Origin of the sequence: Saccharopolyspora indica, assembly GCF_027853965.1 — a bacterium.
Lineage (GTDB): Bacteria > Actinomycetota > Actinomycetes > Mycobacteriales > Pseudonocardiaceae > Saccharopolyspora > Saccharopolyspora indica.
Genome location: NZ_JAQGLB010000021.1, coordinates 80,146 through 105,281, shown reverse-complemented (window position 1 = coordinate 105,281; position 25,136 = coordinate 80,146). Strand labels below are relative to the sequence as shown.

Annotated in this window: 25 protein-coding genes; 11 read left to right on the top strand and 14 right to left on the bottom strand. The window is 71.1% G+C overall.

Features of this window, described 5'->3' with window-relative positions:
* Nucleotides 1–80: 80 nt before the first annotated feature.
* Nucleotides 81–1,106, top strand: a complete 1,026-nt coding sequence (locus tag OU416_RS32875) for a ferredoxin--NADP reductase (RefSeq protein ID WP_270930955.1) — start codon at nt 81–83, stop codon at nt 1,104–1,106.
* A gap of 243 nt (nt 1,107–1,349) precedes the next feature.
* On the opposite strand, the gene OU416_RS32870 is transcribed toward OU416_RS32875, so the two are convergent.
* Entirely contained in the window at nt 1,350–2,693 is a 1,344-nt protein-coding gene (locus OU416_RS32870; RefSeq protein WP_270930954.1) for an FAD-binding oxidoreductase, read from the bottom strand.
* 213 nt (nt 2,694–2,906) lie between these two features.
* On the opposite strand from OU416_RS32870, the gene OU416_RS32865 reads away from it, so the two are divergent.
* The 3 genes from OU416_RS32865 to OU416_RS32855 all read left to right on the top strand — a co-directional run bounded on the left by OU416_RS32865 (nt 2,907) and on the right by OU416_RS32855 (nt 4,997).
* Nucleotides 2,907–3,854 carry a helix-turn-helix transcriptional regulator gene (locus tag OU416_RS32865; RefSeq protein WP_270930953.1) on the top strand — a complete coding sequence of 316 codons (948 nt, stop codon included), beginning with the start codon at nt 2,907–2,909 and terminating at the stop codon, nt 3,852–3,854.
* A 120-nt stretch (nt 3,855–3,974) separates the two neighbouring features.
* Nucleotides 3,975–4,151, top strand: coding sequence for a hypothetical protein (locus tag OU416_RS32860; protein WP_270930952.1), 177 nt, complete (start codon nt 3,975–3,977; stop codon nt 4,149–4,151).
* A gap of 189 nt (nt 4,152–4,340) precedes the next feature.
* Entirely contained in the window at nt 4,341–4,997 is a 657-nt protein-coding gene (locus OU416_RS32855; protein ID WP_270930951.1) for a response regulator, read from the top strand.
* Nucleotides 4,998–5,023: 26 nt separating this feature from the next.
* Here the strand turns inward: OU416_RS32855 and OU416_RS32850 are convergent, their stop codons facing one another.
* The 5 genes from OU416_RS32850 to OU416_RS32830 form a co-directional block, all read right to left on the bottom strand.
* Entirely contained in the window at nt 5,024–6,196 is a 1,173-nt protein-coding gene (locus OU416_RS32850; protein ID WP_270930950.1) for a lipid-transfer protein, read from the bottom strand.
* A 164-nt stretch (nt 6,197–6,360) separates the two neighbouring features.
* Complete coding sequence (locus OU416_RS32845; protein ID WP_270930949.1) at nt 6,361–6,786, bottom strand: MaoC family dehydratase; 426 nt, start codon at nt 6,784–6,786, stop codon at nt 6,361–6,363.
* A complete protein-coding gene (locus OU416_RS32840; protein ID WP_270930948.1) occupies nt 6,783–7,730 on the bottom strand; it encodes a bifunctional MaoC family dehydratase N-terminal/OB-fold nucleic acid binding domain-containing protein in 948 nt (315 codons plus the stop codon). The genes OU416_RS32845 and OU416_RS32840 overlap by 4 nt, the downstream gene beginning before the upstream one ends.
* Nucleotides 7,731–7,742: 12 nt before the next feature.
* Complete coding sequence (locus OU416_RS32835) at nt 7,743–8,915, bottom strand: acyl-CoA dehydrogenase family protein (protein ID WP_270930947.1); 1,173 nt, start codon at nt 8,913–8,915, stop codon at nt 7,743–7,745.
* Between the two features lie 151 nt (nt 8,916–9,066).
* A complete protein-coding gene (locus tag OU416_RS32830) occupies nt 9,067–10,101 on the bottom strand; it encodes an acyl-CoA dehydrogenase family protein (RefSeq protein WP_270930946.1) in 1,035 nt (344 codons plus the stop codon).
* Nucleotides 10,102–10,369: 268 nt separating this feature from the next.
* On the opposite strand from OU416_RS32830, the gene OU416_RS32825 reads away from it, so the two are divergent.
* On the top strand, nt 10,370–11,053 hold the full coding sequence (locus OU416_RS32825; RefSeq protein ID WP_270930945.1) for a class I SAM-dependent methyltransferase: 684 nt from the start codon (nt 10,370–10,372) through the stop codon (nt 11,051–11,053).
* 63 nt (nt 11,054–11,116) lie between these two features.
* On the opposite strand, the gene OU416_RS32820 is transcribed toward OU416_RS32825, so the two are convergent.
* The 3 genes from OU416_RS32820 to OU416_RS32810 are packed head-to-tail and all read right to left on the bottom strand — an operon-like array spanning nt 11,117 to nt 14,152.
* Nucleotides 11,117–12,184, bottom strand: a complete 1,068-nt coding sequence (locus tag OU416_RS32820; protein ID WP_270930944.1) for a glucosidase family protein — start codon at nt 12,182–12,184, stop codon at nt 11,117–11,119.
* Nucleotides 12,171–12,893 carry a class I SAM-dependent methyltransferase gene (locus OU416_RS32815; RefSeq protein ID WP_235863866.1) on the bottom strand — a complete coding sequence of 241 codons (723 nt, stop codon included), beginning with the start codon at nt 12,891–12,893 and terminating at the stop codon, nt 12,171–12,173. Before OU416_RS32815 ends, OU416_RS32820 begins: the two co-directional genes overlap by 14 nt.
* A gap of 2 nt (nt 12,894–12,895) precedes the next feature.
* Nucleotides 12,896–14,152, bottom strand: coding sequence for a glycosyltransferase family 4 protein (locus tag OU416_RS32810; RefSeq protein ID WP_270930943.1), 1,257 nt, complete (start codon nt 14,150–14,152; stop codon nt 12,896–12,898).
* Between the two features lie 162 nt (nt 14,153–14,314).
* On the opposite strand from OU416_RS32810, the gene kstR reads away from it, so the two are divergent.
* Nucleotides 14,315–14,923 carry a cholesterol catabolism transcriptional regulator KstR gene (gene kstR, locus OU416_RS32805; protein ID WP_270930942.1) on the top strand — a complete coding sequence of 203 codons (609 nt, stop codon included), beginning with the start codon at nt 14,315–14,317 and terminating at the stop codon, nt 14,921–14,923.
* Between the two features lie 81 nt (nt 14,924–15,004).
* On the opposite strand, the gene OU416_RS32800 is transcribed toward kstR, so the two are convergent.
* Entirely contained in the window at nt 15,005–16,042 is a 1,038-nt protein-coding gene (locus OU416_RS32800; protein ID WP_270930941.1) for an MBL fold metallo-hydrolase, read from the bottom strand.
* Between the two features lie 238 nt (nt 16,043–16,280).
* A complete protein-coding gene (locus OU416_RS32795) occupies nt 16,281–17,198 on the bottom strand; it encodes an SDR family oxidoreductase (RefSeq protein WP_270930940.1) in 918 nt (305 codons plus the stop codon).
* Between the two features lie 117 nt (nt 17,199–17,315).
* Between OU416_RS32795 and OU416_RS32790 the strand changes: the two genes are divergently transcribed.
* The 4 genes from OU416_RS32790 to OU416_RS32775 all read left to right on the top strand — a co-directional run bounded on the left by OU416_RS32790 (nt 17,316) and on the right by OU416_RS32775 (nt 20,860).
* Nucleotides 17,316–18,074 (top strand): enoyl-CoA hydratase family protein, encoded by a 759-nt coding sequence (locus OU416_RS32790; protein ID WP_270930939.1) that lies wholly within the window; start codon nt 17,316–17,318, stop codon nt 18,072–18,074.
* A complete protein-coding gene (locus OU416_RS32785; RefSeq protein WP_270930938.1) occupies nt 18,074–18,949 on the top strand; it encodes a CoA transferase subunit A in 876 nt (291 codons plus the stop codon). The genes OU416_RS32790 and OU416_RS32785 overlap by 1 nt, the downstream gene beginning before the upstream one ends.
* Before the next feature lie 112 nt (nt 18,950–19,061).
* The gene (locus tag OU416_RS32780; RefSeq protein ID WP_270930937.1) at nt 19,062–19,802 is read left to right on the top strand and encodes a CoA-transferase subunit beta; all 741 of its coding nucleotides are present in this window, start codon (nt 19,062–19,064) and stop codon (nt 19,800–19,802) included.
* An 11-nt stretch (nt 19,803–19,813) separates the two neighbouring features.
* A complete protein-coding gene (locus OU416_RS32775) occupies nt 19,814–20,860 on the top strand; it encodes an NAD(P)H-dependent flavin oxidoreductase (RefSeq protein ID WP_270930990.1) in 1,047 nt (348 codons plus the stop codon).
* Nucleotides 20,861–21,075: 215 nt separating this feature from the next.
* Here the strand turns inward: OU416_RS32775 and OU416_RS32770 are convergent, their stop codons facing one another.
* The 3 genes from OU416_RS32770 to OU416_RS32760 all read right to left on the bottom strand — a co-directional run bounded on the left by OU416_RS32770 (nt 21,076) and on the right by OU416_RS32760 (nt 24,016).
* Nucleotides 21,076–21,711 carry a TetR/AcrR family transcriptional regulator gene (locus OU416_RS32770; RefSeq protein ID WP_270930936.1) on the bottom strand — a complete coding sequence of 212 codons (636 nt, stop codon included), beginning with the start codon at nt 21,709–21,711 and terminating at the stop codon, nt 21,076–21,078.
* A 165-nt stretch (nt 21,712–21,876) separates the two neighbouring features.
* Nucleotides 21,877–22,647: an SDR family oxidoreductase gene (locus tag OU416_RS32765; protein ID WP_270930935.1), complete on the bottom strand. Its 771-nt coding sequence runs from the start codon at nt 22,645–22,647 to the stop codon at nt 21,877–21,879.
* A 193-nt stretch (nt 22,648–22,840) separates the two neighbouring features.
* Nucleotides 22,841–24,016, bottom strand: a complete 1,176-nt coding sequence (locus OU416_RS32760) for an acyl-CoA dehydrogenase family protein (RefSeq protein WP_270930934.1) — start codon at nt 24,014–24,016, stop codon at nt 22,841–22,843.
* Nucleotides 24,017–24,279: 263 nt separating this feature from the next.
* Between OU416_RS32760 and OU416_RS32755 the strand changes: the two genes are divergently transcribed.
* Nucleotides 24,280–25,134, top strand: a complete 855-nt coding sequence (locus OU416_RS32755) for an enoyl-CoA hydratase (protein ID WP_270930933.1) — start codon at nt 24,280–24,282, stop codon at nt 25,132–25,134.
* Nucleotides 25,135–25,136: the final 2 nt, after the last annotated feature.

Genomic DNA, 25,136 nt, shown 5'->3' with positions numbered 1-25,136 from the left:
GAAATCAGGTCCCCGATTTCCATTGAAATCGGATCTTCGATTTCAGTGGAAGTCGCGGTGTTCACCCAGAGGAGCCAGTGATGCCTGAGCCCGTTCGGTTGCGGGTCGTCGCGGTAGTCGAGGAGACGAGCGAGAGCCGCTCGCTGGTGTTCGAGGCACCAGCGGGCTGGTCCTACCGGCCCGGCCAGTTCCTCACGCTGCGGATTCCCAGCGACCGCACCGGATCCGTCGCGCGCAGCTACTCGCTGTCCAGCTCGCCGCACGTGGACGACGCGCTGCAGGTCACGGTGAAGCGGGCCGGGTACGGGTCGAACTGGTTGTGCGACAACGTGGTCGCCGGGTCCGAAGTGGACGTCCTGCCGCCGTCGGGCGCGTTCGTCCCGGGCTCGCTGGACGCCGACGTGCTGCTGCTGGCCGCGGGCAGCGGCATCACGCCGGTGCTGTCCATCGCGAAGTCCGTGCTGGCGGCGGGCGTCGGGCGGATCGCGCTGATCTACGCCAACCAGCACCAGGACGCGGTCATCTTCGACGCCGAGCTGCGGGAACTGGTGGCCCGGCACCCGGACCGCCTGGTGGTGGTGCACTGGCTGGAGTCGGTCCAGGGCCTGCCGACGGCCCCGGCGCTGCGCGAGCTGGCCCGCCCGTTCGCCGACCGCGAGTGCTTCGTCTGCGGCCCGGGCGGCTTCATGGACACCGCCGAGGAAGCACTGCGCGACCTGGAAGTTCCCCGCGCGAGAACCCACATCGAGCGCTTCGTCTCCCTCAAGCGCAACCCGTTCGAGCGCAAGAAGCGCACCGAGCAGGCCGCCCCGGCGGAACCGACCGCGGCCGACGACGCGACGGTCGAGCTCGACCTCGACGGCAAGCACCACAAGCTCCGCTGGCCCCGCCAGCAACGCCTGCTCGACGTCCTCCTGGACAACGGGGTGGCGGCCCCGTTCTCCTGCCGCGAAGGCGCCTGCAGCGCCTGCGCCTGCCGGATCGACCGCGGCGAGGTCAAGATGCTGGAGAACTCGGTCCTGGAGCAGGAAGACCTCGACGAGGGAATCATCCTCGCCTGCCAATCCCTCCCCATCACCGACGAGATCCACATCTCCTACGAGTGACCCGCTCGCACGCGTCGAGAGAGCGCTACCCCCGCGGGGGATCACGATCAGGTGAGGAGTGAAGGGCACCTTTCACCACCATACTTGGCGAAAGGTGCCCTTCACCTGCAACCCATTCGCACGAACGTCGCGGTCGCGGCAGGGCGGTGCGGATGCTTCGCCCGCGCGATCACGATCGAGGAATGAGTGAAGGGCACCTTTCACCCGCTTACTCGGCGAAAGGTGCCCTTCACCTCGTCAAGATCAGGCCGGTGGGATGTTGTGGTTGAGGCGGAAGGTGTTGGTCGGGTCGTAGGTCGACTTGAGGGTTTGCAGGTGGGTGTAGTCGGGTGCGTCGTAGGCGGCTCGGACGTCTTCGGGGTTGGCGCTGCCGCCGGCCAGGAAGTTGAGGCAGCGGCCTCCGGTCGACCAGTGGCGCATCTCGTCCATGACGTGGTTCTGCAGGGTGTTGGCAGCGTCGGCCGTGTTGTCGTCGACCTTCGAGTTCAGGCCCAGGACGTAGGCCGCGTCCCGGTTGCCGACGCAGTTCGCGGCCGGCTGCGACAGGGCGCCGCCGAGGTGGCGGATCTCGACCACGCAGCGCTGCGGTGCGCCGGGGCCGACCAGGTCCAGCAGGATCTTGATCGCCGCGTCGTCGATTTCCCGCAGCATCGCGTTGGTCGTCACGTACGGCATCGGCTGCACCGGGTCGTTGCAGATCGTGCCGACCTCGCGGTACGGCATCACGCGCACCGAGTCGATCAGCCGCGGTCCGACCGCGCGCAGCGGCTCGACCAGCCGCTCCCCCTCCGCCGGGTCACCGGCATGAGCGATGCGCACGTGCGCGACGTGGCGTCCGCGCAGCGGTTCCGGGAGCGCCGGGACGTCAGGGAACGGCACCAGCGCGACCGAGGAGGTCATCTCCCCGGGCAGGTCGCGGGTCCACCGCTGCCAGGTCGTCAGCACGTCCTCGACCTGGTGCGCGTCGAAGTACAGCGCCCCGCCGAAGAGCTCCGGCACCGGGAACAGGTCGACCTCCATCCCGGTCACCACCCCGAAGTTGCCGCCCGCACCGCACAGCGCCCAGTGCAGCTCCGGGTCGGACTCGGCGGTGACGCGCCGCAGCTGCCCGTCGGCCGTGACGATCTCGACGGCCCGCACGTGGTCGGCGGCGTAGCCGTAGCGCCGGGCGAGGTGGCCCAGCCCGCCGCCGAGCGTGTAGGACACCGCACCGACGTGCGGCGCGCTCCCGGACAGCGGTGCCAACCCGAACTCCGCCGCGGCCTGGACGACCGAGCCCCACTGCACGCCCGCCTCGAACCACGCCGTGCGCCGTTCGGCGTCGATCCGCACCCCGCCCATCCGGCCGGTGCTGATCAGCACTCCGCCCGCCACCTCGGCGGCCACGCCGTGCCCCTGGCTCTGCACGGCAACGGCCAGGCCACGACGCGCGGCGAACTCAACGGCAACCCGCACGTCCTCCGCACCGGTCGCCGCCACCACGACGTCCGGCCGACGACCCCGGAAGGTCTGGAACCCGGAGATCTCGGCGGCGAAGCGGTCGTCGGTGGGCAGGATGGCGGTGCTCAGTGCGGAGAACTCGTTCATGCCGACGACCCTAACCACCCTTCCGGACAGAGCTTGTCCTAAAGGCTGGGACAATGGCCGCACAACACCCCCAGTACCGAGCCCTGCCCAACCGCACCTCAGGGGACCGTGATGCAACCCAGCCCCAAGAAACCGCACAACGCAAGATCAACCCGGAACGCAACCACCACTGAAAAATCGCGGAGAGGCGGGACTGCGGGGCCGTCTGCGCGGTTGCTCCGGTTGTTGTCGTTGCTGCAGAGCAGGCGGGAGTGGTCCGGAGCCGAGCTCGCCGACCGGCTGGAGGTCACCGGGCGGACCGTGCGGCGGGACGTCGAGCGGCTGCGGGAGCTCGGCTACCCGGTGTCCTCGACGACCGGGACCGCGGGCGGGTACCGGCTCGCCTCCGGCAAGGACCTGCCGCCGCTGCTGCTCGACGACGACGAGGCGGTGGCGGTGGCCGCCGGGCTGCTCACCGCCGCCAGCGGGAGCGTCACCGGCATCGAGGAGAGCTCGGTCCGCGCTCTGGCCAAGCTGGAGCAGGTGCTCCCGGCCCGGCTGCGCGGCCGGGTGGCCGCCGTGTCCGGGGCCACCGTGCCGATGGTGGTGCGCGACGGTCCGCAGGTCGACGCCGCGACGCTGGCCACCGCCGCGGCGGCCTGCCGGGACCGCGAAGTCCTGTCCTTCGACTACGTCAAGCGCGACGGCGCGGTGCAGTCCCGCCGGGTGGAGCCGCACAGCCTGGTGGCCGTCGTGGGCCGGTGGTACCTGGTCGCCTTCGACCCCGAGCGCGACGACTGGCGCACCTTCCGCGCCGACCGCCTGCGCGGCCTGCTGGCCACCGGCCGCCGCTTCGAGCCGCGCGAGCTGCCCGCCGCCAGCGCCGCGGACTACCTCCGCCGCTCCATCGCCGACGCGCCCTACCGCTACACCGCGCGGGTCGCGGTGCGAGCGCCCGCGGAGTCGGTGCGCGAACACCTGCACCCGCTGCTGCCGGGCCGGGTGTCCCCGACCGGCGCCGACAGCTGCGCCGTCGAGCTCGGCGAGGACTCGTTGTCGCAGTTCACCCGGCACATCACCGCGCTGGCCACGCTCGGCGCCGAGTTCACCGTCGAGGCCTCCGACGAGCTGCGGGAGCAGTTGCGCTCCGCCCTGCACCGGGGGCTCGACGCGCTGGCCTGAGACCCGGTGGCTCCACCGTCCGCGCCGAATTCCCCCAAGAGGCCGACCGTTTGCACCTTTTCTTCGAGGCGATCTCAGCCGACGTGAAGTCCTGAGAGCACGATGATCAGGAGCGAAACAATGGGTGTCAGCGGCGTACTCCAGGGCCACCACGCAGGAACCCGAACCTGGACCACACCGCCCGGCAAGTGGACCACCGTCCTGCGCATGGACGAATGCCCGCAGGGCGGCGGTCACGCCCCGATCCCGAAGCAGGGCGGTGGTCTGGTCTGCATCAAGTGCGGCCAGTCCTGCTAGCCGGGTCCGGCTCCCCCGCGCGGGGGAGCCGAACACCGGTCGCGTCGGCGATGCGCGCACCACCGGGTTACCGGGAACGTGGTCGCATGCTTCTGGCGAACCCGGCGCGCACGACGTACCCATCAGGCCCTCCGCATAGGATTCGTCGCGTCATGTCGCTGTTCCCCGAACCCGACCGGTGGAGATCCGATGAGCATCCGGGTCGTGGTCGCCGATGACCAGGAGCTCGCGCGCAGCGGGATCGCGATGATCCTCGACGCCCAGCCGGACATCACCGTGGTCGCCGAGGCCGAGGACGGCGCGGCGGCCATCGAGGCGGTGCGGCAGCACCGACCGGACATCGCGCTCGTCGACGTCCGGATGCCGAACGTGGACGGGATCGAGGCGACCGAGGTCATCTGCGCCACGACCGCGACCAGAGCGCTCGTGCTGACCACCTTCGACGACGACGACTACGTCTACGGCGCGCTGCGCGCCGGGGCCAGCGGATTCCTGCTCAAGGACACCCGCCGCGACGACCTGGTCCACGCCGTCCGGGTCGTGTGCGCCGGGGAGTCGCTGCTCGCGCCGACCGTGACGCGGCGGCTCATCGACGACGTCGTCCGGCGCAACGCCCGCCCGCCGGTCAGCCCGCGCGGCCTGGAGGCGCTGACCGGACGGGAGCGGGAGACCCTGGCGCTGCTCGGCAGGGGCATGTCGAACGCGGAGATCGCCGCGGAGCTGGTGGTCAGCGAGCACACGGTGAAGAGCCACGTCAGCAACGTGCTGGCCAAGCTCGGCCTGCGGGACCGGATCCAGGCGGTCATCTGCGCCTACGAATCCGGTCTCGTCCAGCCCGGCCCCTGATGTCGGCGGATGCCACCAGCAGGCATTCAGGCCGCGGCCAGGACCAGGCCGCTGGTGGGCACGCCGGTGCCCGCGGTGACCAGGACGTGGCCGACGTCGGCGACCTGGTTGACCGCCGTGCCGCGGATCTGGCGGACCGCTTCGGCGATGCCGTTCATGCCGTGGATGTAGGCCTCGCCCAGCTGACCGCCGTGGGTGTTCAGCGGCAGCCGGCCGCCGAGCTCGATCGCGCCGTCGGCGATGAAGTCCTTGGCCTCGCCGCGTCCGCAGAACCCCAGTTCCTCCAGCTGCACCAGCACGAACGGGGTGAAGTGGTCGTAGAGGATGCCGACCTGCACCTCCTGCGGCCCGATCCCGGCCTGCTGCCACAGCTGCCTGGCCACCACGCCGAGTTCCGGCAGCGCGGTGAGGTCGTCGCGGTAGTAGCTGGTCATGGTGAACTGGTCGCTGCCGCTGCCCTGCGCCGCGGCGGCCACCAGGGCGGGCGGGTTCGGCAGGTCGCGCGCCCGCTGCGGGCTGGTCACCACGATCGCCACGCCGCCGTCGCTCTCCTGGCAGCAGTCCAGCAGCCGCAGCGGTTCGGTGATCCAGCGCGAGGCCTGGTGGTCGGCCAGGGTGATCGGCCGCTGGTAGAACCAGGCGTTCGGGTTGGTCGCCGCGTGCTTGCGGTCGGCCACCGCCACCCGGCCGAAGTCCTCGCTGGTCGCGCCGTAGGCGTGCATGTAGCGGCGGGCGAACATGGCGACCTGCGCGCCGGGCGTGGCCACACCCATCGGGTAGGTCCAGCTGTTGTCCAGGCCCGTCGAGGTCGGTGCGCCCGCGAGCGCGGACTGCACCTGCCCGAAGCGGTTGCCGGAGCGCTCGTTGAACGCCCGGTAGCAGACCACGACCTCGGCCATGCCGGTGGCGACCGCCATCGCGGCCTGCTGCACCGTCGCGCACGCCGCGCCGCCGCCGTAGTGGATCCGGCTGAAGAAGCTCAGCTCCGGGATGCCCAGCTCGCGCGCCACCGCGACCTCGGTGTTGGTGTCCATGGTGAAGGTGACCAGACCATCCACATCGGACGGTTCCAGTCCCGCGTCGGCGAGCGCGGCGCGCACCGCCTCGGCGGCCAGCTGCAGCTCGCTGCGACCGGAGTCCTTGGAGAACTCGGTGGCGCCGATGCCCACGACCGCCGCGCTGCCGGAGAACCCGCTCATGCTTGTTCCGCCTCTCCGCGATTCCCTCATCCGCCTCTCCGCGATTCACAGTGGTGGTTGCGCATGGGGTTCTTCTTGCGTTTTCGGGGTTTCTCGTGGCCGGTTTGCGTCACGTTCCCCTGAGGTGCGGTTTTGCAGGACTGGGGTTGACACAGGGCTGCTCATCATCCCGCCACCTCCGGCAGTTCGACCCGGACGGTGCCGCTGACGTGGGTGCCCAGGCTGTTGCGGCCCAGAACCTCCACGATCAGCACCGCACCGTCGCGTTCCAGCACCTGGCCGTGCAGCGTCAGCTCCTCGTAGGCGTAGCAGGGCACGCCGAGCTTGATCGCCACGCCGCGCACCAGCGCCTCCGGGCCCGCCCAGTCGGTCACGTAGCGCTGCACCAGGCCGGTCGTGGTGAGGATGTTGATGAAGATGTCCTTCGAGCCCTTGGCCACGGCCAGGTCGCGGTCGTGGTGGACGTCCTGGAAGTCACGCGTGGCGATGGCCGTGCTGACCACGAACGTCGGCGTGACCTCGATCCGCTCCTCCGGCAAGGCATCGCCGATGGAGACCTCGGCGAGCGATCTCGTACGCGCGAGCGTCATGGAGCCTCCGTCGGCTCGGGCCGCCAGATCGGCAGCGTGAGTTCTTCGTCCACGCGCTGGAAGTCGACCGCGACCCGTTGGCCGACCGCGACTTCGTCCGGCTGCACGCCGTGCAGTTCGCCGAGCACCCGCACTCCCTCGTCCAGCTCGACCAGGGCGACCACCAGCGGCAGCTCCTTGCCGGGCACCGGTGGGTGGTGGTGCACGACGTAGCTGTAGATCTCGCCGCGGCCCTCGGAGACGAGGTGGATCCGCTTGGTGGCACCGCACTCCGGGCACATCGGCCCCGGCGGGTGCCGCAGCAACCCGCACTGGCCGCAGCGCTGGATGCGCAGCTCACCGGCCGCCGTGCCCTCCCAGAAGTACGCGGTGTCGGCGCCGATGGCCGGGCGGATGACCGCGGTGCCGGTTTCGCGCTTCGGCGTCTCGGGCTTCTGCTCCGGCGGGCGGAACTTCAGCACCCGGAAGAGCATCTCGGCGACCGGTTCGCCGTCGACGAACCAGGTGTTGCGGGTGGTGACGAACCAGCCCTCGCCGAGCGCCGTGGTCTTCGGCCCGACCACGCTGTCCAGCCTGGTCGAGACGGTGACCTGCTCGCCGTGCCGCAGGTACCGGTGGTAGGTCTGCTCGCAGTTGGTCGCCACCACCGAGGTGAACCCGGCGTCGTCGAGCTCGGCCATCATGGCGTAGAGCGGATCCGCCGGATCGCGCTGCGGGTGCAGCCCGCCCATCGTCCAGACCTGCGCCATCGCCGGCGGCGCCACCAGTCCACCGTGGACGGAAGCGGCAGCGGCGGATTCGTCGGTGTAGACCGGGTTGCGGTCGCCGATGGCCTCCACCCAGTTGTTGATCATCGGCAGGTTCACCGGATCGCGGGCGGCCCGCGGCTCGCTGGGGCCGCGCTCCTGGATGCGGTGCGCGGCGTCGGTGATCGAGCTGGTCATGTTCCCTCCGGCTCAGCGGGGCACTCTGGGCAGGTCGAGTCCGGCGGTGGCGATCAGTTCCCGCTGCACCTCGTTGACCCCGCCACCGAAGGTCAGCACCAGGTTCCGCTTGTTGTGCACGTCCAGCCAGGACAGCAGTTCCGCGGTGTCCGGATCGGACGGATCGCCGTGCCGACCGACCACCTCGGCCAGCAGCCGCCCCAGCTCCTGGATGCGCTCGGAGGAGAACACCTTGGTCGCCGAGGCGTCGGCGATGGCGACCGGACCGCGCGCGGCGGCCGCGGCGACCTGCCAGTTCAGCAGCTCGTTGACCCGCTCGTCGGCGCGCGCCCTGGCCAGCGCCCGGCGCACGTCGGGCTGGTCGAGCAGCGGGGTGCCGTCCGGGGCGTTCCGGGACGCGGCCCAGGCGCGCACCCGCTCGCGCAGGCCCGCCAGGCGCCCGGCAGGGCCGAGCATGACGCGCTCGTGGTTGAGCTGCGTGGTGATCAGCCGCCAGCCGCGGTCCAGCTCGCCCACCAGCATCGACTCCGGCACGCGCACGTCCTGGTAGTAGCTGGCGTTGACGTGGTGCGCGCCGTCGCAGGTGATGATCGGCGTCCACGAGTAGCCGGGATCGGTGGTGTCGACGATCAGGATCGAGATGCCCTTGTGCTTGGGCGCATCCGGGTTCGTCCGGCAGGCCAGCCAGATGTAGTCCGCGTCGTGCGCGCCGGTGGTGAAGATCTTCTGGCCGTTGACCAGGAACTCCCCGCCGTCGCGCACCGCGGTGGTGCGCAGCGAGGCCAGGTCGGTGCCGGCGTCCGGTTCGCTGTAGCCGATCGCGAAGTGGATCTCCCCGGCCAGGATCTTCGGCAGGAAGAACGCCTTCTGCTCCGGAGTGCCGTAGGCCTGCAGCGTCGGTCCCACCGTCTGCAGCGTCACCGACGGCAGCTGCACGTCCGCGCGGGCGGCCTCGTTGGCGAAGATGAGCTGCTCGACGTCGCCGAACCCGCGCCCGCCGTACTCCTCGGGCCAGCCCACGCCCATCCAGCCGTCCCGGCCCATCCGGCGCACCACGTCGCGGTGCGCCTGGCAGTGCCGGTCGACGGCCAGCTGCGCGCGCTCCTCCGGCGTGACGAGCCCGCTGAAGTACTCGCGCAGCTCGGCTTCCAGCGCGCGCTGCTCCGCGGTGAGTTCGATGAACATCGGCACCTCGTTTCAGAGCCCGTCTTCCGCAGTGGCTCTCGTTCTTTTGCTCTGATGCGCCGCCAGGCGCATAGCCCGCCCTCGGCGCTCGCACCACCGCTGAGGTTCCGCCACCCGCACCGCCACGCAAGATGAGTTCATATCCAGGCCTTCAGGCCCGCGCCGCAAGCTCGTGCAGGCGGTGGTGCGCACCGCCTGCGAGCCGGGCCAGGTCGGTGATCAGCGACGAGTAGCGGTGCAGCGGGTAGGTGATGTCGAGTCCTAGGCCGCCGTGCAGGTGGTGGCAGGTGCGCAGCAGCGCCGGGGCCTCTTCGGCCAGCCACCAGGCGGCGATGTCGAGGTCTTCGGCGGCGTCGAGCCCGGAGCTCAGCCGCCAGCACGCGGAGAGCGTGGCCAGGTGCAGGGTGCGGGCGGCGATGTAGGCGTCGGCGATCTGCTGGGCCACCGCCTGGAACGCGGCCAGCGGCTTGCCGAACTGGTGCCGGGTCCGCAGGTGCTCTGCGGTGAGGGCCAGGGCACCGGCGACCGCGCCGTCGCCGACCGCGCAGATCCCGGCCAGCGCGCAGGCGTGCAGGTCGGCCAGAGCGGCCGCACCGCCGAGGTGTTCCGCGGGGGCCTCGTCGAAGCGGACCGTCCACTCGTACCCGGTCGAAGCGCGGTTGCGGTGCAGCTCGACGCCCGGCGCTTGCGGATCGACCAGCACCACGGCAGGCCCGTCCGGAGCGGTCGCCGAGACCAGCAGCCGTTGGGCCCGGTCGGCGTGCAGCACGGCGGTTTTCGCGCCGGAGACCTTCCCGCCGTCCACCGTCGTCCGAGGCTGTTCGGGCAGCGGCGACGACGGCTCGTTGATGGCCGCGGTCAACTGCCGCCCGCCGAGCAGGGCCTCCTGCTGCTGCGGTGTGCCGTGCCTGACGACCGGCAGGACGCCGAAGGCCAGCGCGCTCAACGCGGGCACGTCGGCGGCGACGCGACCGACCTCGGTGAGCACGATCGCCGTCTCCAGCACGCCGAGCCCGGCCCCGCCGAATTGCTCCGGAACCGCCAACGTCAGCAGCCCGGCGTCGTCCAGCGCCTTCCAGGCCGCCTCGTCGAAACCCGTTCCAGCACCGCTGCCGGACTCGCGGCGCAGCACCTCGGCGGCCAGATCCCGGACGTCCTGCTGAGTTTCCTCGAACGCGAAGTCCATGCAGCCCGCCCCACGTAGCACCAGAACTGAAACTTGTTCTAGTGTTACCTCCCGCCGCCCCCGCGCGCAACCCCCACCACCACCGCCCGGCAAGGCGCCAACCTCGCCCGAAATCGGCGTTCCCCCAGGTGACGGTCAATTTCGTACGAAATTGACGCGGCCCCGGATGACGGAGCCGTGGTGGATTTGTAGAACAGCTTCTACCGGAACTGGCCTGTTCAGCAGGTAGTCTCGGAACGCACGGACACGCCATCGCGAAGGAGCACCAGTGACGCAGGGATCGGCCACCGAACGCCCGCACCACCCACCGATCCCGGCCGAGCTGCGCGAGCTCGCCGAGCAGGCCACCGGGTTCATGCCCGCCGACGAGGGCCAGGCGCTCTACGAGACGGCGCTGGAGCACCTGGGCACCGGCCTGGCGGTGGAGATCGGCACCTACTGCGGCAAGTCCGCCGTCTACCTCGGCGCCGCGGCGCGCAGCACCGGCGGCAGCATCGTCACCGTCGACCACCACCGCGGTTCCGAGGAGCACCAGCCCGGCTGGGAGTACCACGACCCGGAGCTGGTCGATCCGCTGGTGGGCAAGCTGGACACGCTGGGCGAGTTCCGCCGCACCATCGCCAGGGCCGGGCTGGAGGACGAGGTCACCGCGATCGTCGGCCGCTCCGGCGACGTCGCCGGGTTCTGGCGCACCCCGCTGTCGCTGCTGTTCATCGACGGCGGGCACACCGACGCGGCGGCCGCCACCGACTACGAGGGCTGGGCGCACTGGGTCGCCCCGGGCGGCGTCCTGGTGATCCACGACGTCTTCCCGAACCCGGAGGACGGCGGCCAGGCCCCGTACCGGATCTACTGCCGGGCCCTGGAAACCGGCGCCTTCGAGGAGATCCGCGTCGTCGGCTCCCTCCGCGTCCTCCAGCGCACCGCCGGAGAACCCGGCTCCCTCCCCTGACCTGCGCGGGCCCCGGCGCGTCGGGACACGACGCACCGGGGCCCGCGGGCTCATCGCGGCAGGTCAGGCCCCTGAGACCAGCTCGCAGCAGGTGGTGTTCTCGATCGGCAGGCCGGTCGGCAGCTTCTCGCCGCGGAAGATGCCGTTGCCCGGCGTGGCGCGGGACAGCGCGTCGGCCGCCAGGATCACCGCGCCCGCAGTCCAGGTCGACTGCTCCACCGGCCAGCGCTTGTTGTCGGTGAAGACCAGCCCCGTCCAGTACGAGCCGTCCGGATCGCGCAGGTGCTGCATGGCCGCCAGCAGCTCGCGCGCGCGGTCGTACTCGTCGACCGCTTCCAGGCTCAGCACCAGTTCGCAGGTCTCCGCCCCGGTGACCCACGGGTGGTCGTCGACGCAGCGCACGCCGAGGCCGTCGACCACGAAGTCCGACCAGCGCTCGAACAGCCGCTCGCGCCCGGCCTCGCCGCGCAGCGCTCCGCCGAGCACCGGGTAGTACCAGTCCATCGAGTAGCGGGTCTTCGGCGTGAAGGCCTCCGGGTGGTGCCGCAGGACGTGGCCGAGCCGGCCCAGCGCCACCTCCCAGCCCGGCTGCGGCTGGTCCAGGTGCTCGGCCAGCGCCAGCGCGCAGCGCAGGCTGTGGTGGATGCTGGAGCAGCCGGACAGCAGCGCCTCACCGGTCGGCGTCCCGGACTCGCCGATCGCCCAGTCGACCTCACCGCGCTCGCGCTGCGCGGTCAGCACGAAGTCGATCGCGGCGCGCACCACCGGCCACATCCGCTCGGCGAACCCGTCATCACCGCTGATCAGCAGGTGGTGCCACACGCCGACGGCCGGGTAGGCGCAGAAGTTGGTGTCCGCCCCGGCGTCCTCGACGCGGCCGTCGCGCACCTGCAGCGGCCACGAACCGTCCGCGCGCTGCGTGGCGCGCAACCACTCGTAGGCGCGCTCGGCCTCGGCCAGCAGGCCGGTCGCCGACAGCGCCATCGCCGATTCGACGTGGTCCCACGGGTCCACGTGCCCACCGGTGAACCACGGGATCGCACCCGAGGCCAGCTGCGTCGCCGCGATCGCCCGTCCGGTCTGGACGGCCTGGTCCGCGGCGAGCACGCCGGGGACCTCAGGCCGCAGCACTGGCCGCTCCCGGCTTGCCCAGGTAGACCGCGATGCTCTTGCCCATGACCGGGTCCAGCAGCCGCTCCGCCGTGCGGGTCAGCCACGGGCCCTTCATCAGGTCCCACACCAGCATCCGGTGGTAGAGCTTGGGCAGCGGGTGGTCGTCGTTGTCGGTGCCCACCGCGCACTTGAGCCACCAGTACGGCGAGTGCAGCGCGTGCGCGTAGTGGTGGAAGGCCGGGCGCAGGCCCGCGGCGCGGAGCTTGCCGATCAGCTCGTCGGCGCTGTAGATGCGCACGTGCCCGCCCTCGACCTGGTGGTACTCGTCGGACAGCGCCCAGCAGATCTTCTCCGGCCACGCCCGCGGCACGGTGACCACCACGCGGCCGCCCGGCTTGACCACGCGCACCAGCTCGCGCATGGCCTTCTCGTCCTCGGGGATGTGCTCCATGATCTCCGAGGCGATCACGACGTCGAAGTGCTCGTCCGGGAACGGCAGGTCGAGCGCGTCACCGGAGACGGTCTGCGCGTTGGCGCCGTCGGGCACCTGGTTCTCGGCCTTCATGGCGCCGAACATCGCCGCCACGTTCTCCAGCTCCTCGACGTCCTGGTCGAAGGCGATCACGTCCGCCCCGCGGCGGTAGAGCTCGAAGGCGTGCCGCCCCGCGCCGCAACCCAGGTCCAGCACCCGCTGGCCCGCCTGCACGCCGAGCCTGTCGAAGTCCACCGTCAGCAAAGCGTTGCTCCCTTCCGTGCGCGCGGCGTGCGCGCGATCGCTTCCGCGTAGCAGTCGACCGTCGCCGCTGCCACCGACTTCCAGTCGTACTTCGCCAGCACCCGCGCCCGGCCGGCCGCGCCGAGCCGCTGCCGCCGCTCCGGCGAGTCGAGCAGCCCGGCCAGCGCCGTGGCCAGCGCTTCGGCATCGCCCGGCGGCACCAAGTCGGCGCACTCGCCGTCGGGCCCGGCGACCTCGGGGATGGCCCCGGCGCGGCTGGCCACCAGCGGCGTCGCGCAGGCCATCATCTCCACCGTGGGCAGCGAGAAGCCCTCGTACAGCGAAGGCACGCAAGCGACTTCGGCCGATCCCAGCAGCTCGGCGAGCTCGGCGTCGCTGATCCCGCTCACGGTGCGGACGACGTCGCCGATGGCCAGCTCCTCGATCAGCTGCTCGGTCGGCCCGCCGGGAACGGGCTTGGCGACCAGGACCAGCTCCACCGAGCGCTCGGTGCGCAGCTTGGCGACCGCTTCCAGCAGCGTGCCGATGCCCTTCATCGGGGTGTCCGCGCTGGCCATCGCCACGATGCGGCCCGCGACGCGCGGTGCCGACGGCGGCCGGAAGACCTCCGAGTCCACGCCCAGCGGCACCACCCGCAGCTGGTGCGGGGCGACGCGGAAGTCGCGCTGGATGTCGGTGGCCGAGGACTCCGAAACGGTCAGCAGGTGCGGGATCCGGCGCGCCACCCGGCCCTGCATCCGGGTGAAGGCGTACCAGCGGCGCAGCCCGATGCGGCGCCAGCCGGTGGTCCCGGCCAGGTCCACGCGGCGGTCGTGGGTGATCGGGTGGTGCACCGTGGCCACCAGCGGAATCCCGGCGTCCTTCAGGTCCAGCAGCCCGTAGCCGAGGCACTGGTTGTCGTGCACCACGTCGAACTCGTGGGAGCGGGCGCGCAGCAGCCGGGCCGCGCGCAGGCTGAAGGTCAGCGGTTCGGGGAAGCCCGCGGTCCACATGGTGCCGACCTCCAGCAGGTCGACGAGGTCGCGCAGCTCGCGCCAGTTCGGGGTGCGGAAGGGATCAGCGTCGTTGTAGAGGTCGAGGCTGTCCACCGCGGTCAGGTCCACGCCGGGATCCAGCTCGGGGTAGGGCTGCCCGGAGAACACCTCGACGTGGTGCCCGAGCTCGACCAGCCCCCGGCTGAGGTGCCGGACGTAAACGCCCTGCCCGCCGCAGTGCGGCTTGCTCCGGTAGGACAGCAACGCGATCCGCACGGCTCACCTCACACAGCCCGCGCCGGGCGGACTGGGTAGACTGGAACATGTTCTGATCGAACCACGTCGATCACCTTAACCCGTCAGGGTGGTGGGGCGACGAGCCGCGTGGCGACGAACACGCGGTTTTCGGCAACCAGTCTTCGAGGGGGCCCACGCCGCATGGAAAGCACCTCGCGAAACGTCCTGCAGGCACTGCGGGACGACGAGTCGGGCTCCACGGCCCAGCACGAGCGCCGCAAGCGGATCATCGACGCCACCATCGCGCTGGCCACCAAGGGCGGCTACGACGCGGTGCAGATGCGGACGGTGGCGGAGAAGGCCGACGTGGCGCTCGGCACGCTCTACCGGTACTTCCCGTCCAAGGTGCACCTGCTGGTCACCGGCCTGGCCAGGGAGTTCGAGCGCGCGCAGGACAAGCTCGACCGGACCAAGATCCCGGGCACCACGCCGTACGAGCGGGTCATGTTCGTGCTCAACCGCACCACCCGCTCGCTGCAGCGCAACCCGCAGCTGACCGAGGCGATGACGCGCGCGTTCATGTTCGCCGACACCTCGGCGGCCGCCGAGGTGGACGCGGTCGCCGCGCTGGTCGAGCGGTTCTTCACCAACGCCATGACCGAGGGCGAGCCGACCGAGGAGGAGAAGGCGATCGCCCGGGTGATCGGCGACGTCTGGCTGTCCAACCTGGTCGCCTGGGTCACCCGCCGAGCGTCGGCCTCCGACGTCTCCAACCGCCTCGAACTCACCGTCCGCCTGCTCCTCGCCTGAGCGGCACCGCGGTGAAGGGCACCTTTAGGCAAGTAACTTGCTAAAGGGTGCCCTTCACCGCGGTATCGATCGAGGGGCGGCTCAGCCGGCGAGGGTGTACTCGCGGATGCCGGTTTCGTCCGCGGTGGCGGTGAGGACGCCTCGGGTGACGAGGACGTCGAGGTGGGCGTTGGTCTCGCCGACCGCCAGGACCTGGTTGAACAGGTCCATGTCCAGCAGCGCGCGGTTGCGGCGGGTCCAGCCCAGCTTCAGCGCCGCTTCGTAGGCGGTGCCCGCGCCGTCGCGGATCGCGCCCGCCGTCTGCTCCAGGCGTTCTTCGTGGTGCTGGAGGAGTTCGGCGATCCGGCCGTGCGAGCTGCCGCCGACCGGGCCGTGCGCGGGCAGCAGCCGCATGTCCGGGTAGGACTGCATCAGGCGCAGCGAATCCAGGTAGTCGCGCAGCGGGAGTTCGGGCCGCGCCGGTTCGACGCCGATGGACGGCGTGATGTGCGGCAGGACGTGGTCGCCGGAGAACAGCAGCGACGACGCCGAGTCCAGGAACACCACGTGCCCCGCGGTGTGCCCGGGCGTCGGCACCGCCAGCAGCGTGCGGGTCTTCAGCGGGACCTCGACCTTGCCGTCCAGCCACTCGTCGGGGAGTTCGTACGGGCTGCGGCTCTTCGGCGCCTTCCCGCCGTAGGCCTCGGCGAGCTTGGCCAGCAGATCGCCCGCGCCCCAGCGCCGCAGCCGTTCGGCCTCCATCTCCTGGTCGCCGTCCAGGATCGCCTCCAGCGAGGGCTGTTCGCCGGCACCGAGGCTGATCTGCGAGCCGAAGGTGCGGCGCAGCGTCACCGCGAGCGTGTAGTGGTCGCGGTGGACGTGGGTGACCAGGAAGCGCCGGATGTCGGCGAAGCCGTACCCGATCGAGCCCAGCGCGGATTCGAGCTGGTCGCGCGCTTCGTCCAGCGCCCAGCCGGAATCGACGAGCACCAGCCCGTCGCCGTCCTCGATGGCGTAGACGTTGACGGCGCGGAGGCCGTCGTTGGGCAGCGGCAGCGGAATCCGGTGCACCCCCGGCGCCACCTCGAACACCCCCGGCTCGATCCAGGCGTGCCTGGCCTCCACCGCACCGTCGCTCACCGCATGCCTCCCGCTGCTCTCCGTGCCTCCCGCGAGCCTAACCCGCGAACCGCGGCATCGCGGAGCTTTCGGCCTTCCCCGGCCGACCCGACCACGCCGGGCTCCGAAACGGTGCAGGTCAACGACCGTGAGTGTTTTGTGGGGCTATAGCACCACAAAACACTCACGGGCCATCACCTGCCGAAACCTCGGCGCGGCCTGAGCATCCGCGCTGCACCGAGCATCCACAACGGACGGTTCAGCTGCCGTAGACCGGTTCCGGGGCGGGTGCTTCGGCGAGGAGCTCGCGGACCGCCGATCCGAGTTCCTCCGGTCGCCAGCGGCGTCCCGCGTCGCGGGAGGGGCCGCGGCCCCAGCCCGTCGCCACGGTCAGCTCGCCGCCCTGCACCTCGAACACCCGGCCCGTCACGTCGCCCGAGTCCGCGCTGCCCAGCCAGGCCACCAGCGGGGACACGTTCTCCGGTGCCATGCCGTCGAATCCGCCGTCCGGGCGGGCCATCATGTCGGCGAAGACGTCCTCGGTCATCCGGGTGCGCGCCGACGGGGCGATGGCGTTCACCGTCACCCCGTAGCGGGCGAGCTCGGCCGCGGTGTTGATGGTGAGCGCGGCGATCCCGGCCTTGGCCGCGGCGTAGTTGGTCTGCCCGATGCTGCCGAGCAGGCCTGCGCCGGAGGTCGTGTTGATGACCCGGCCCTGCACCTGCTCCCCGGCCTTCGAGCGGTCGCGCCAGTGCTGGGCGGCGTGGCGCAGCGTCGCGGCGTGGCCCTTGAGGTGGACGCGGATCACCTGGTCCCACTCGGCTTCGGAGAGGTTGACGAACATCCGGTCCCGGACCACTCCGGCGTTGTTCACCAGCACGTCCAGCCGGCCGAAGCGCTCCACCGCGAAGGCCACCAGTTCCCGCGCCTGCTCCCAGTCCGACACGTCGGCGCCGTGCACCTCCGCCCGCCCGCCCAGCGCGCGGATCTCCGCCGCGACCTGCTGGGCCGGCTGGTCGCCGCCGCCGCTGCCGTCGAGCTGCACGCCGAGGTCGTTGACCACGACGTGCGCGCCCTGCCTGGCGAACTCCAGCGCGTGCGCGCGCCCGAGCCCGCGTCCCGCACCGGTGATGATGACGACCCTGTCCGCGCAGATCACCTGCTGCCTCCCGTCCACACCAGACACCCGGACCGAGGCGTCCCGGCGCCGGTGCGATTCCGGTGCTGGCGGGGCGTCCTCGGATGTTGCTACGGTAACAACCCAACCAAACAAGTGCTAGGTTTGGCAGGTGTCATGGGCACGCACATCGAACACCGACCCCGCGGGGTCGTCGTCCTGACCGTCGACCATCCCCCGGTGAACGCGCTCCCGGTGCGGGGATGGCACGAACTCGCCGAGGCGCTGAACACCGCGGGCGCCGATCCGCAAACCCGGGCCGTGGTGCTGCAGGCCGCCGGGCGCGGCTTCAACGCGGGCGTGGACATCAAGGAGATCGCCGCCGATCCCGGCCACACCAAGCTCGTCGAGGTCAACCACGGCTGCTACGCGGCGTTCAAGGCCGTCTACGAGTGCCCGGTACCGGTGATCAGCGCGGTGCACGGGTTCTGCCTGGGCGGCGGGATCGGCCTGGTCGGCAACTCCGACGTCATCATCGCCTCCGAGGACGCCACCTTCGGCCTGCCCGAGGTCGACCGCGGTGCGCTCGGCGCCGCCACCCACCTGTCCCGGCTGGTGCCGCAGCACATGATGCGCGCCATGTTCTACACGGGCCGCTCGGTGACCGCGCAGCAGCTGCTGCACTTCGGCTCGGTGTGGCAGGTGGTGCCGCGCGAGGAGCTGACCGACGCGGCGGTCGCGCTGGCCGAGGAGATCGCGGACAAGGATCCGCTGGTGGTCCGCAAGGCCAAGGAATCGCTCAACGGCATCGATCCGGTCGACGTCAACCGCAGCTACCGGTTCGAGCAGGGCTTCACCTTCGAGCTCAACCTCTCCGGTGTCAGCGACCGGGCCAGGGACGAGTTCGTCCACAACGGACCGAAGAAGGAGTCGTAGTGCAGGACAAGGTGCTCACCGCCGACGAGGTGGTCGCCGGGCTGTCCGATGGCATGACCATCGGCATCGGCGGCTGGGGCTCGCGACGCAAGCCGATGGCGCTGGTCCGCGCGATCCTGCGGTCTCCGCTGCGGGATCTGACGCTGGTCTCCTACGGCGGCCCGGACGTCGGCCTGCTCTGCGCCGCGGGCAAGCTCCGCAAGCTGGTGCACGGGTTCGTCTCGCTGGACTCCGTCCCGCTCGACCCGCACTTCCGCGCCGCCCGGCAGCGCGGCGAGCTGGAGGTCGCCGAGTACGACGAGGGCATGGTGCTGGCGGGGCTGCGCGCCGCGGCCGCGCGGCTGCCGTTCCTGCCGACCCGAGCGGGCCTGGGATCGGACGTGATGGCGCTCAACCCCGACCTGCGCACGGTGACCTCGCCGTACGCCGACGGCGAGGAGCTCGTCGCGATGCCCGCGCTCCAGCTCGACGTCGCGCTGGTGCACCTCAACCGCGCCGACCGCTACGGCAGCGCCCAGTACCTCGGCCCGGACCCGTACTTCGACGACCTGATGTGCGCGGCGGCGCAGCGCAGCTACGTCAGCTGCGAGGAGATCGTGCCGACCGAGCGCCTGCTGGAGAACGGGCCGCCGCAGTCCTTGCTGCTCAACCGCACGCACACCGATGGCGTGGTCGAAACCCCCAACGGCGCGCACTTCACCAGCTGCGCGCCGGACTACGGCCGCGACGAGGCGTTCCAGCGGCACTACGCGGCCAGCGCGAAACCCGAGGCGTGGGAAGCCTTCCGCGCCCAGTTCCTCGACGGCGACGAGCAGACCTACCAGAAGGCCGTCGCCGCCTTCCACGCCCAGGAATCCGCCGGTCAGAACCCGTGAGTGCTTTGAGGTGCTATAGCACCGCAAAACACTCACGGGCCACCACCAGCGGAAAGGGAGCCAAGGAACGCGATTTCGCGCGAAATCGCCCAGAGACCGAGGGGATCTCCGCATGATCACCAGAGCTGAAGTGTGCGCCGTCGCCTGCGCCGACACCTGGCAGGACGCCGGGGCCGCGCTGGCCTCGCCGTTCGGGACGATCCCGTCGATCGGCGCCCGGCTGGCGCGGCTGACCACCGCGCCGGACCTGCTGCTCACCGACGGCGAGGCGATGCTGCTGTCCGCGACGACCGCGCTGGGCGAGGAGTCCAGCAGCCCGGTGGAGGGCTGGATGCCCTACGGCCGGGTGCTGGACATGCTCGCCGGCGGACGGCGGCGGGTCATGATGGGCGCCTCCCAGGTGGACCGCTACGGCAACCAGAACATCTCCCGCATCGGCCCGTGGGACCGGCCGAAGGTCCAGCTGATCGGGGTGCGCGGCGCTCCGGGCAACTCGGTCAACCACACCACGAACTACTGGGTCGCCAAGCACAGCGAGCGGGTGTTCGTGGAGTCGGTCGACCTGGTGTCCGGGATCGGGCACGACCGGGCGCGGCAGGTCGGCGCGCGGTTCCACGACGTGCGGGTGGTGGTGACCGATCTGGCTGTGCTGGACTTCACCGGCCCGGACAGCAGCATGCGGCTGCGCTCGGTGCACCCGGGCGTCGACGTCGCCGACGTGCAGTCGCGGACCGGCTTCGAGCTCGCGGTGGACGACGTCGCCGAGACCCGGCTGCCGACCGACCAGGAGCTGGAGCTGATCCGCGGGACCATCGACCCGCGGAACCTGCGCGACCAGGAGGTCCCGGCGTGATCGAGCAGGTCCTGCGCACCCCGCTGTGCGACCTCACCGGCGTGCGCCACCCCGTGGTGCAGACGGGGATGGGCTGGGTCGCCGGTCCCAGCCTGGTGTCGGCCACCGCGCGGGCGGGCGGCCTGGGCGTCCTGGCCTCGGCGACGATGACGCTGCCGCAGCTGGCCGACGCGGTGCGCGAGGTCAAGGAGCGCACGGACAACCCCTTCGGCGTGAACCTGCGCGCCGATGCCTCCGACGCCGAGGAGCGCGTGGACCTGCTCATCCGCGAGCAGGTCCGCGTCGCGTCCTTCGCGCTGGCGCCGAGCCAGCGGCTGATCGGCAAGCTCAAGGACGCCGGCGTCGTGGTGATCCCGTCCATCGGCGCGCGGCGGCACGCCGAGAAGGTCGCGGCCTGGGGCGCGGACGCGGTGCTGGTGCAGGGCGGTGAGGGCGGCGGGCACACCGGTGCGGTGGCCACCACGCTGCTGCTGCCGCAGGTGGTCGACGCGGTGGACATCCCCGTGATCGCCGCGGGCGGGTTCTTCGACGGACGCGGTCTGGCCGCCGCGCTGTGCTACGGCGCGGCGGGCGTCGCGATGGGCACCCGGTTCCTGCTCACCTCCGACAGCCGCGTGCCGCGCGAGGTCCAGCAGTCCTACTTGGACGCTTCGGTGTCCGACACGGTGGTGACCTCGCGGGTCGACGGGATGCCGCACCGGATGCTGCGCACCGACCTGACCGAGGCTGCCGAGTCCCGGGGCCTGCTGCGCAGGCTGCCCGACGCGCTGCGGCAGGCGGTGGCGTTCAAGTCGCTGACCGGCATGAGCTGGCGGCAGCTCATCACCGACGGCCTGGCCATGCGCCGGAACCAGAAGCTCCCGCTGAGCCGCGTGCTGCTGGCCGCCAACACCCCGATGCTGATCAAGTCGGCGCTGGTCGACGGCCGCCCCGGCGCCGGTGTGCTGCCCGCCGGACAGGTCGTCGGGATGATCGACGAGCTGCCCAGCTGCGAGGAGCTGATCGACCGCATCGTCACCGAAGCCGCGGGCAGGCTCTCTGGACTCAGCGGTACCTGAACCTCTTCCTGCAGTTCTTTGTCTTGAAACGCCGGAGGCGTTTAGCCCACCCTCGGCGCTTGCACCGCCGCGGGTTCTCAGCGTTCGCCTGGCGAGGACAGCCCGCTCGCCGTGTATCGGACATACATAAGACCGGGATCCCGGAGTCCAGGCGGGCGCTGTAACTCCCGCAGGGGGCCGCCACTCGCACCGCCACGCAAAACGAGCCTGGAAACCTACGGCTTCTCCGGTTCTGCGATCCCCTCGCAGAGGATCTTGACGTACTGGTCCGCGATGGCCGAGGAGGTGAGCTTGCCGCGCGGGTTGTACCAGTGCACCGTCGTCCACACCATGTCGCGGATGAACCGGTAGGCCAGCTTGACGTTGAGGTCGGCGCGGAAGACCCCGGCGCGCTGGCCGTCCTGGAGCACCCGGATCCAGGTGCGCTCGAAGTCGTTGGCCGCCTGCGTCAGGTAGTCGAAGCGCTCCAGCTGTTCGAGGTACTTCGACTCGTTCTGGAAGATCGCGATGGCCGCGCGGTGCTTCTGCATCGCGGCGAAGGACTGCCGGACCAGCTCGGTGATCGCGGTGCGCGGGTCGGGGGCCTCCCGCAGCACCTGCTCGTTGGTGCGGCGCTGGTCGTCCAGGAAGGCGCGCAGGATCTCGTCGACCATCGACTCCTTGGAGTCGAAGTGGTGGTACAGGCTGCCGGAGAGGATGCCCGCGGCGTCGGCGATGTCGCGCACCGTGGTGGCGAGGAACCCGCGGGTGGCGAACAGCTCGGCGGCGATGGCCAGCAGCTCGGCACGCCGTTCGGAACCGGACTCCCGCGCGGGGCGGTTCCGGCTGGACAAGCGCTTGGTCGATACCACGGCACAATCCTCTCAAAGCCGTCCTCATCGAGCCCCACGGAGGTGTCCCCGTCACCCGGGGAGCGGTCGATTTCGTACGAAATCGACGTTCACCCGGGTGCCGGTCAATTTCGTACGAAATTGACCACCGCCCTGGCGCGGCGGGTGTTCTCGCAGCTCGTGGGGTCAGGGGTGCTGGTTGCTGACCGAGATGACCTCGCCGGTCAGGTAGGTCGAGTAGTCGCTGGCCAGGAAGACGATCACGTTGGCCACCTCCCACGGCTGCGCGGAGCGGCCGAAGGCCTCGCGCCCGGTGAGCTCGGTCAGCAGCTCGTCGGAGGTCACCTTCGCCAGGTTCTCGTGCATCACCAGGCTCGGCGCCACGGCGTTGATGCGCACGCCCAGCGCCGCCGCGTCCAGCGCCGCGCAGCGGGTCAGAGCCATCACGCCCGCTTTGGCCGCCGCGTAGTGCGCCTGACCGGCCTGCGCGCGCCAGCCGACCACCGAGGCGTTGTTGACCACCACCCCGGCGTTGCCCTGGTCGCGGAACAGCCGCACCGCCGCGCGGGTGCAGCGGAAGGTGCCGTTCAGCGTGACGTCGAGGACCTTGTCCCACTGCTCGTCGGTCATCTCCAGGATGGAGGCGGTGCCGCCGAGGCCCGCGTTGTTCACCACCACGTCGACCTGCCCGAATGCGCTGGTGGCGGCGTCGAACATGCGCTGCACCTGGGACTCGTCGGTGACGTCGCAGGGCACCGCGGTGACCTTCGCGCCGGGCAGCTGCGCGAGTTCGGCACGGGTGGCCTCCAGGCGGCGCTCGTGCCGGTCGCTGATCAGCACCTGCGCGCCCTCCTCCAGCATCCGGCGGGCCACGGCGGAGCCGATCCCGGTGCCTGCGGCGGCGGTGACCACCGCGGTCTTGCCGGTGAGCAGCCCGTGTGCGGGCGGTGCGGTCATGCTGTCCGCCTCTCCGTGATTTTCAGTGGTGGTCACAGTCCCGCCTCTCCGCGTTTTTCAGTGGTGGTTGCGTTTGGTGTCGTTCTTGCGTTGTGCGGTTTCTTGTGGCTGGGTTGCATCACGGTCCCCTGAGGTGCGGTTGAGGAGGGCTCGGTCCTGGGGGTGTTATCCCAGATCTTCTCCCCTGGTGCGGTCACGGCCGGCTCTCCCGCGGGAGGCCGAGGACGCGCTCGGCGATGATGTTGCGCTGGATCTCGTTGGAGCCGCCGTAGATCGTGTCGGCCCGGGTGAACAGGAACAGCCGCTGCCAGGCGTCGAGCTCGTAGGGTCCGCGCTCGGCCAGCAGACCACCGGCGCCTGCCACGTCCATCGCCAGCTCGCCGAGTTCGCGGTGCAGGGTGGACCACAGCAGCTTCACCACCGAGGACTCCGCGCCCGGCGGGCCGTCGGAGCCCAGGGTGCGGAACACCGTGCAGCGCAGCGCCTCCAGGTCGACCTGGGCCCTGGCGATGCGATCGCGCAGCACCGGATCGTCGATGGCGCCGTTCTCCCGCGCCAGCTCGACGATCCCGGCCAGCTCCCGGCGGAAGGTGACCTGCTGGTCGACGGTGCCGATGCCGCGCTCGAACCCGAGGGTGCCCATCGCGACCTGCCAGCCCGCGCCCACCTCGCCGACCACGTTGGCGGCATCTGTGCGGGCGTCGTCGAAGAACACCTCGTTGAACTCCGAGGTGCCGGTCAGCTGCACGATCGGCCGCACCCGCACGCCGGGCTGGTCCATCGGCACCAGCAGGTAGGACAGGCCGCGGTGGCGCTGCTGCCCGGGATCGGTGCGCGCCAGCACGAAGCACCAGTCCGCCAGGTGCGCCATCGAGGTCCACACCTTCTGCCCGTTGAGCACCCACTGGTCGCCGTCGAGGTGCGCGGTGGTGGCGACCCCGGCCAGGTCGGAACCGGCGCCGGGCTCGGAGTAGCCCTGGCACCACAGCTCGCGGACGCCGACGATCCCGGGCAGGAACCGGCGCTGCTGCTCGGGACTGCCGAAGGCCATCAGCGTGGGGCCGAGCAGCTCCTCGCCGATGTGGCCGACCCGCACCGGCGCGTTGGCCCGCGCGTACTCCTCGTGGAAGATCACCTGCTGCTGCACGGTGGCCTCGCGGCCGCCGAACTCGCGGGGCCAGCCGAGGCAGGTCCAGCCGTGCTCGGCCAGCAGCCGGTCCCAGGCCAGCCGCACGTCGAAGCCCTCGTGCTCGCTGCCGGGCCCGCCGAGCCCGCGGGCCGCGGCGAACTCGCCCGTCAGGTGCTCGCCGAGCCAGTCCCGCACTTCGCGGCGGAAGGCCGCTTCCGCGGCGTTGTCGGTGAGGTCCACGCACCCTCCTCGCTCGACGCGGCTCTGCGGTGATGCTCCGTTTCCACTGGTCAGGACCCGTGAGTACTTTGAGGGGCTATAGCACCCCAAAGTACTCACGGGCCACCACCTGCAGGAACCGAGCCACGTAGGCCGATTTCGCCGGAAACCGACCGCCTCCCGCACCACCGCGGTCGCGGCGCCGCGATCGGGACTCTACCAAGCACTTGCTTGTTCGGCTATCTTCGAGCTGCCGCAACCGCAACGCCGAGCGAGGAGCGCCGATGGCAGCAGAGCAAGCGGTCGTGACCTACGAGCGCCGGGACCAGGTCGCCGTGGTGACGATGAACCGCCCGGACTACCGCAACGCGCAGAACTCCGTGATGACCTACGCCCTCGACGACGCCTTCTACCGGGCCTGCGAGGACGACGAGGTCAAGGTGATCGTGCTGGCCGGAGCGGGCAAGCACTTCTCCGCCGGCCACGACATCGGCTCGCCGGAGCGCGACATCGACGTCAGCTACCCGCGCCGGGCCGGCCTGTGGTGGGACCACACCCGGCACACCGGCGGCGAGTCGCGCTTCGCCCGCGAGCAGGAGGTCTACCTGGGCATGTGCCGCCGGTGGCGGGAGATGCCCAAGCCCGCGATCGCCTCGGTGCAGGGCGCGTGCGTGGCGGGTGGGCTGATGCTGGCCTGGGTGTGCGACCTGATCGTGGCCAGCGAGGACGCGTTCTTCGCGGATCCGGTGGTGCGGATGGGAATTCCCGGCGTCGAGTACTTCGCCCACCCCTGGGTGCTCGGGCCGCGGATCGCCAAGGAGTTCCTGTTCACCGGCGGGCGGATGCCCGCGCAGCGCGCCTACGAGGTCGGCATGGTCAACCGGGTGGTCCCGCGCGAGGAGCTGGCGAGCAGCACGCTGGAGCTGGCCGCGAACATCGCCCAGATGCCCGGGTTCGGCCTCTCGCTGACGAAGAAGGCGATCAACCAGGCCGAGGACCTGATGGGCCTGCAGAGCGGGATGGATTCGGCCTTCGGGCTGCACCACTTCGCGCACGCCCACAACGCCGAGGTGGGCGAGGACTCGCTCGGCGGCATGAACGCGCGCAGCATGAAGCAGGCCGCGCAGAAGCCGGAGTGAGC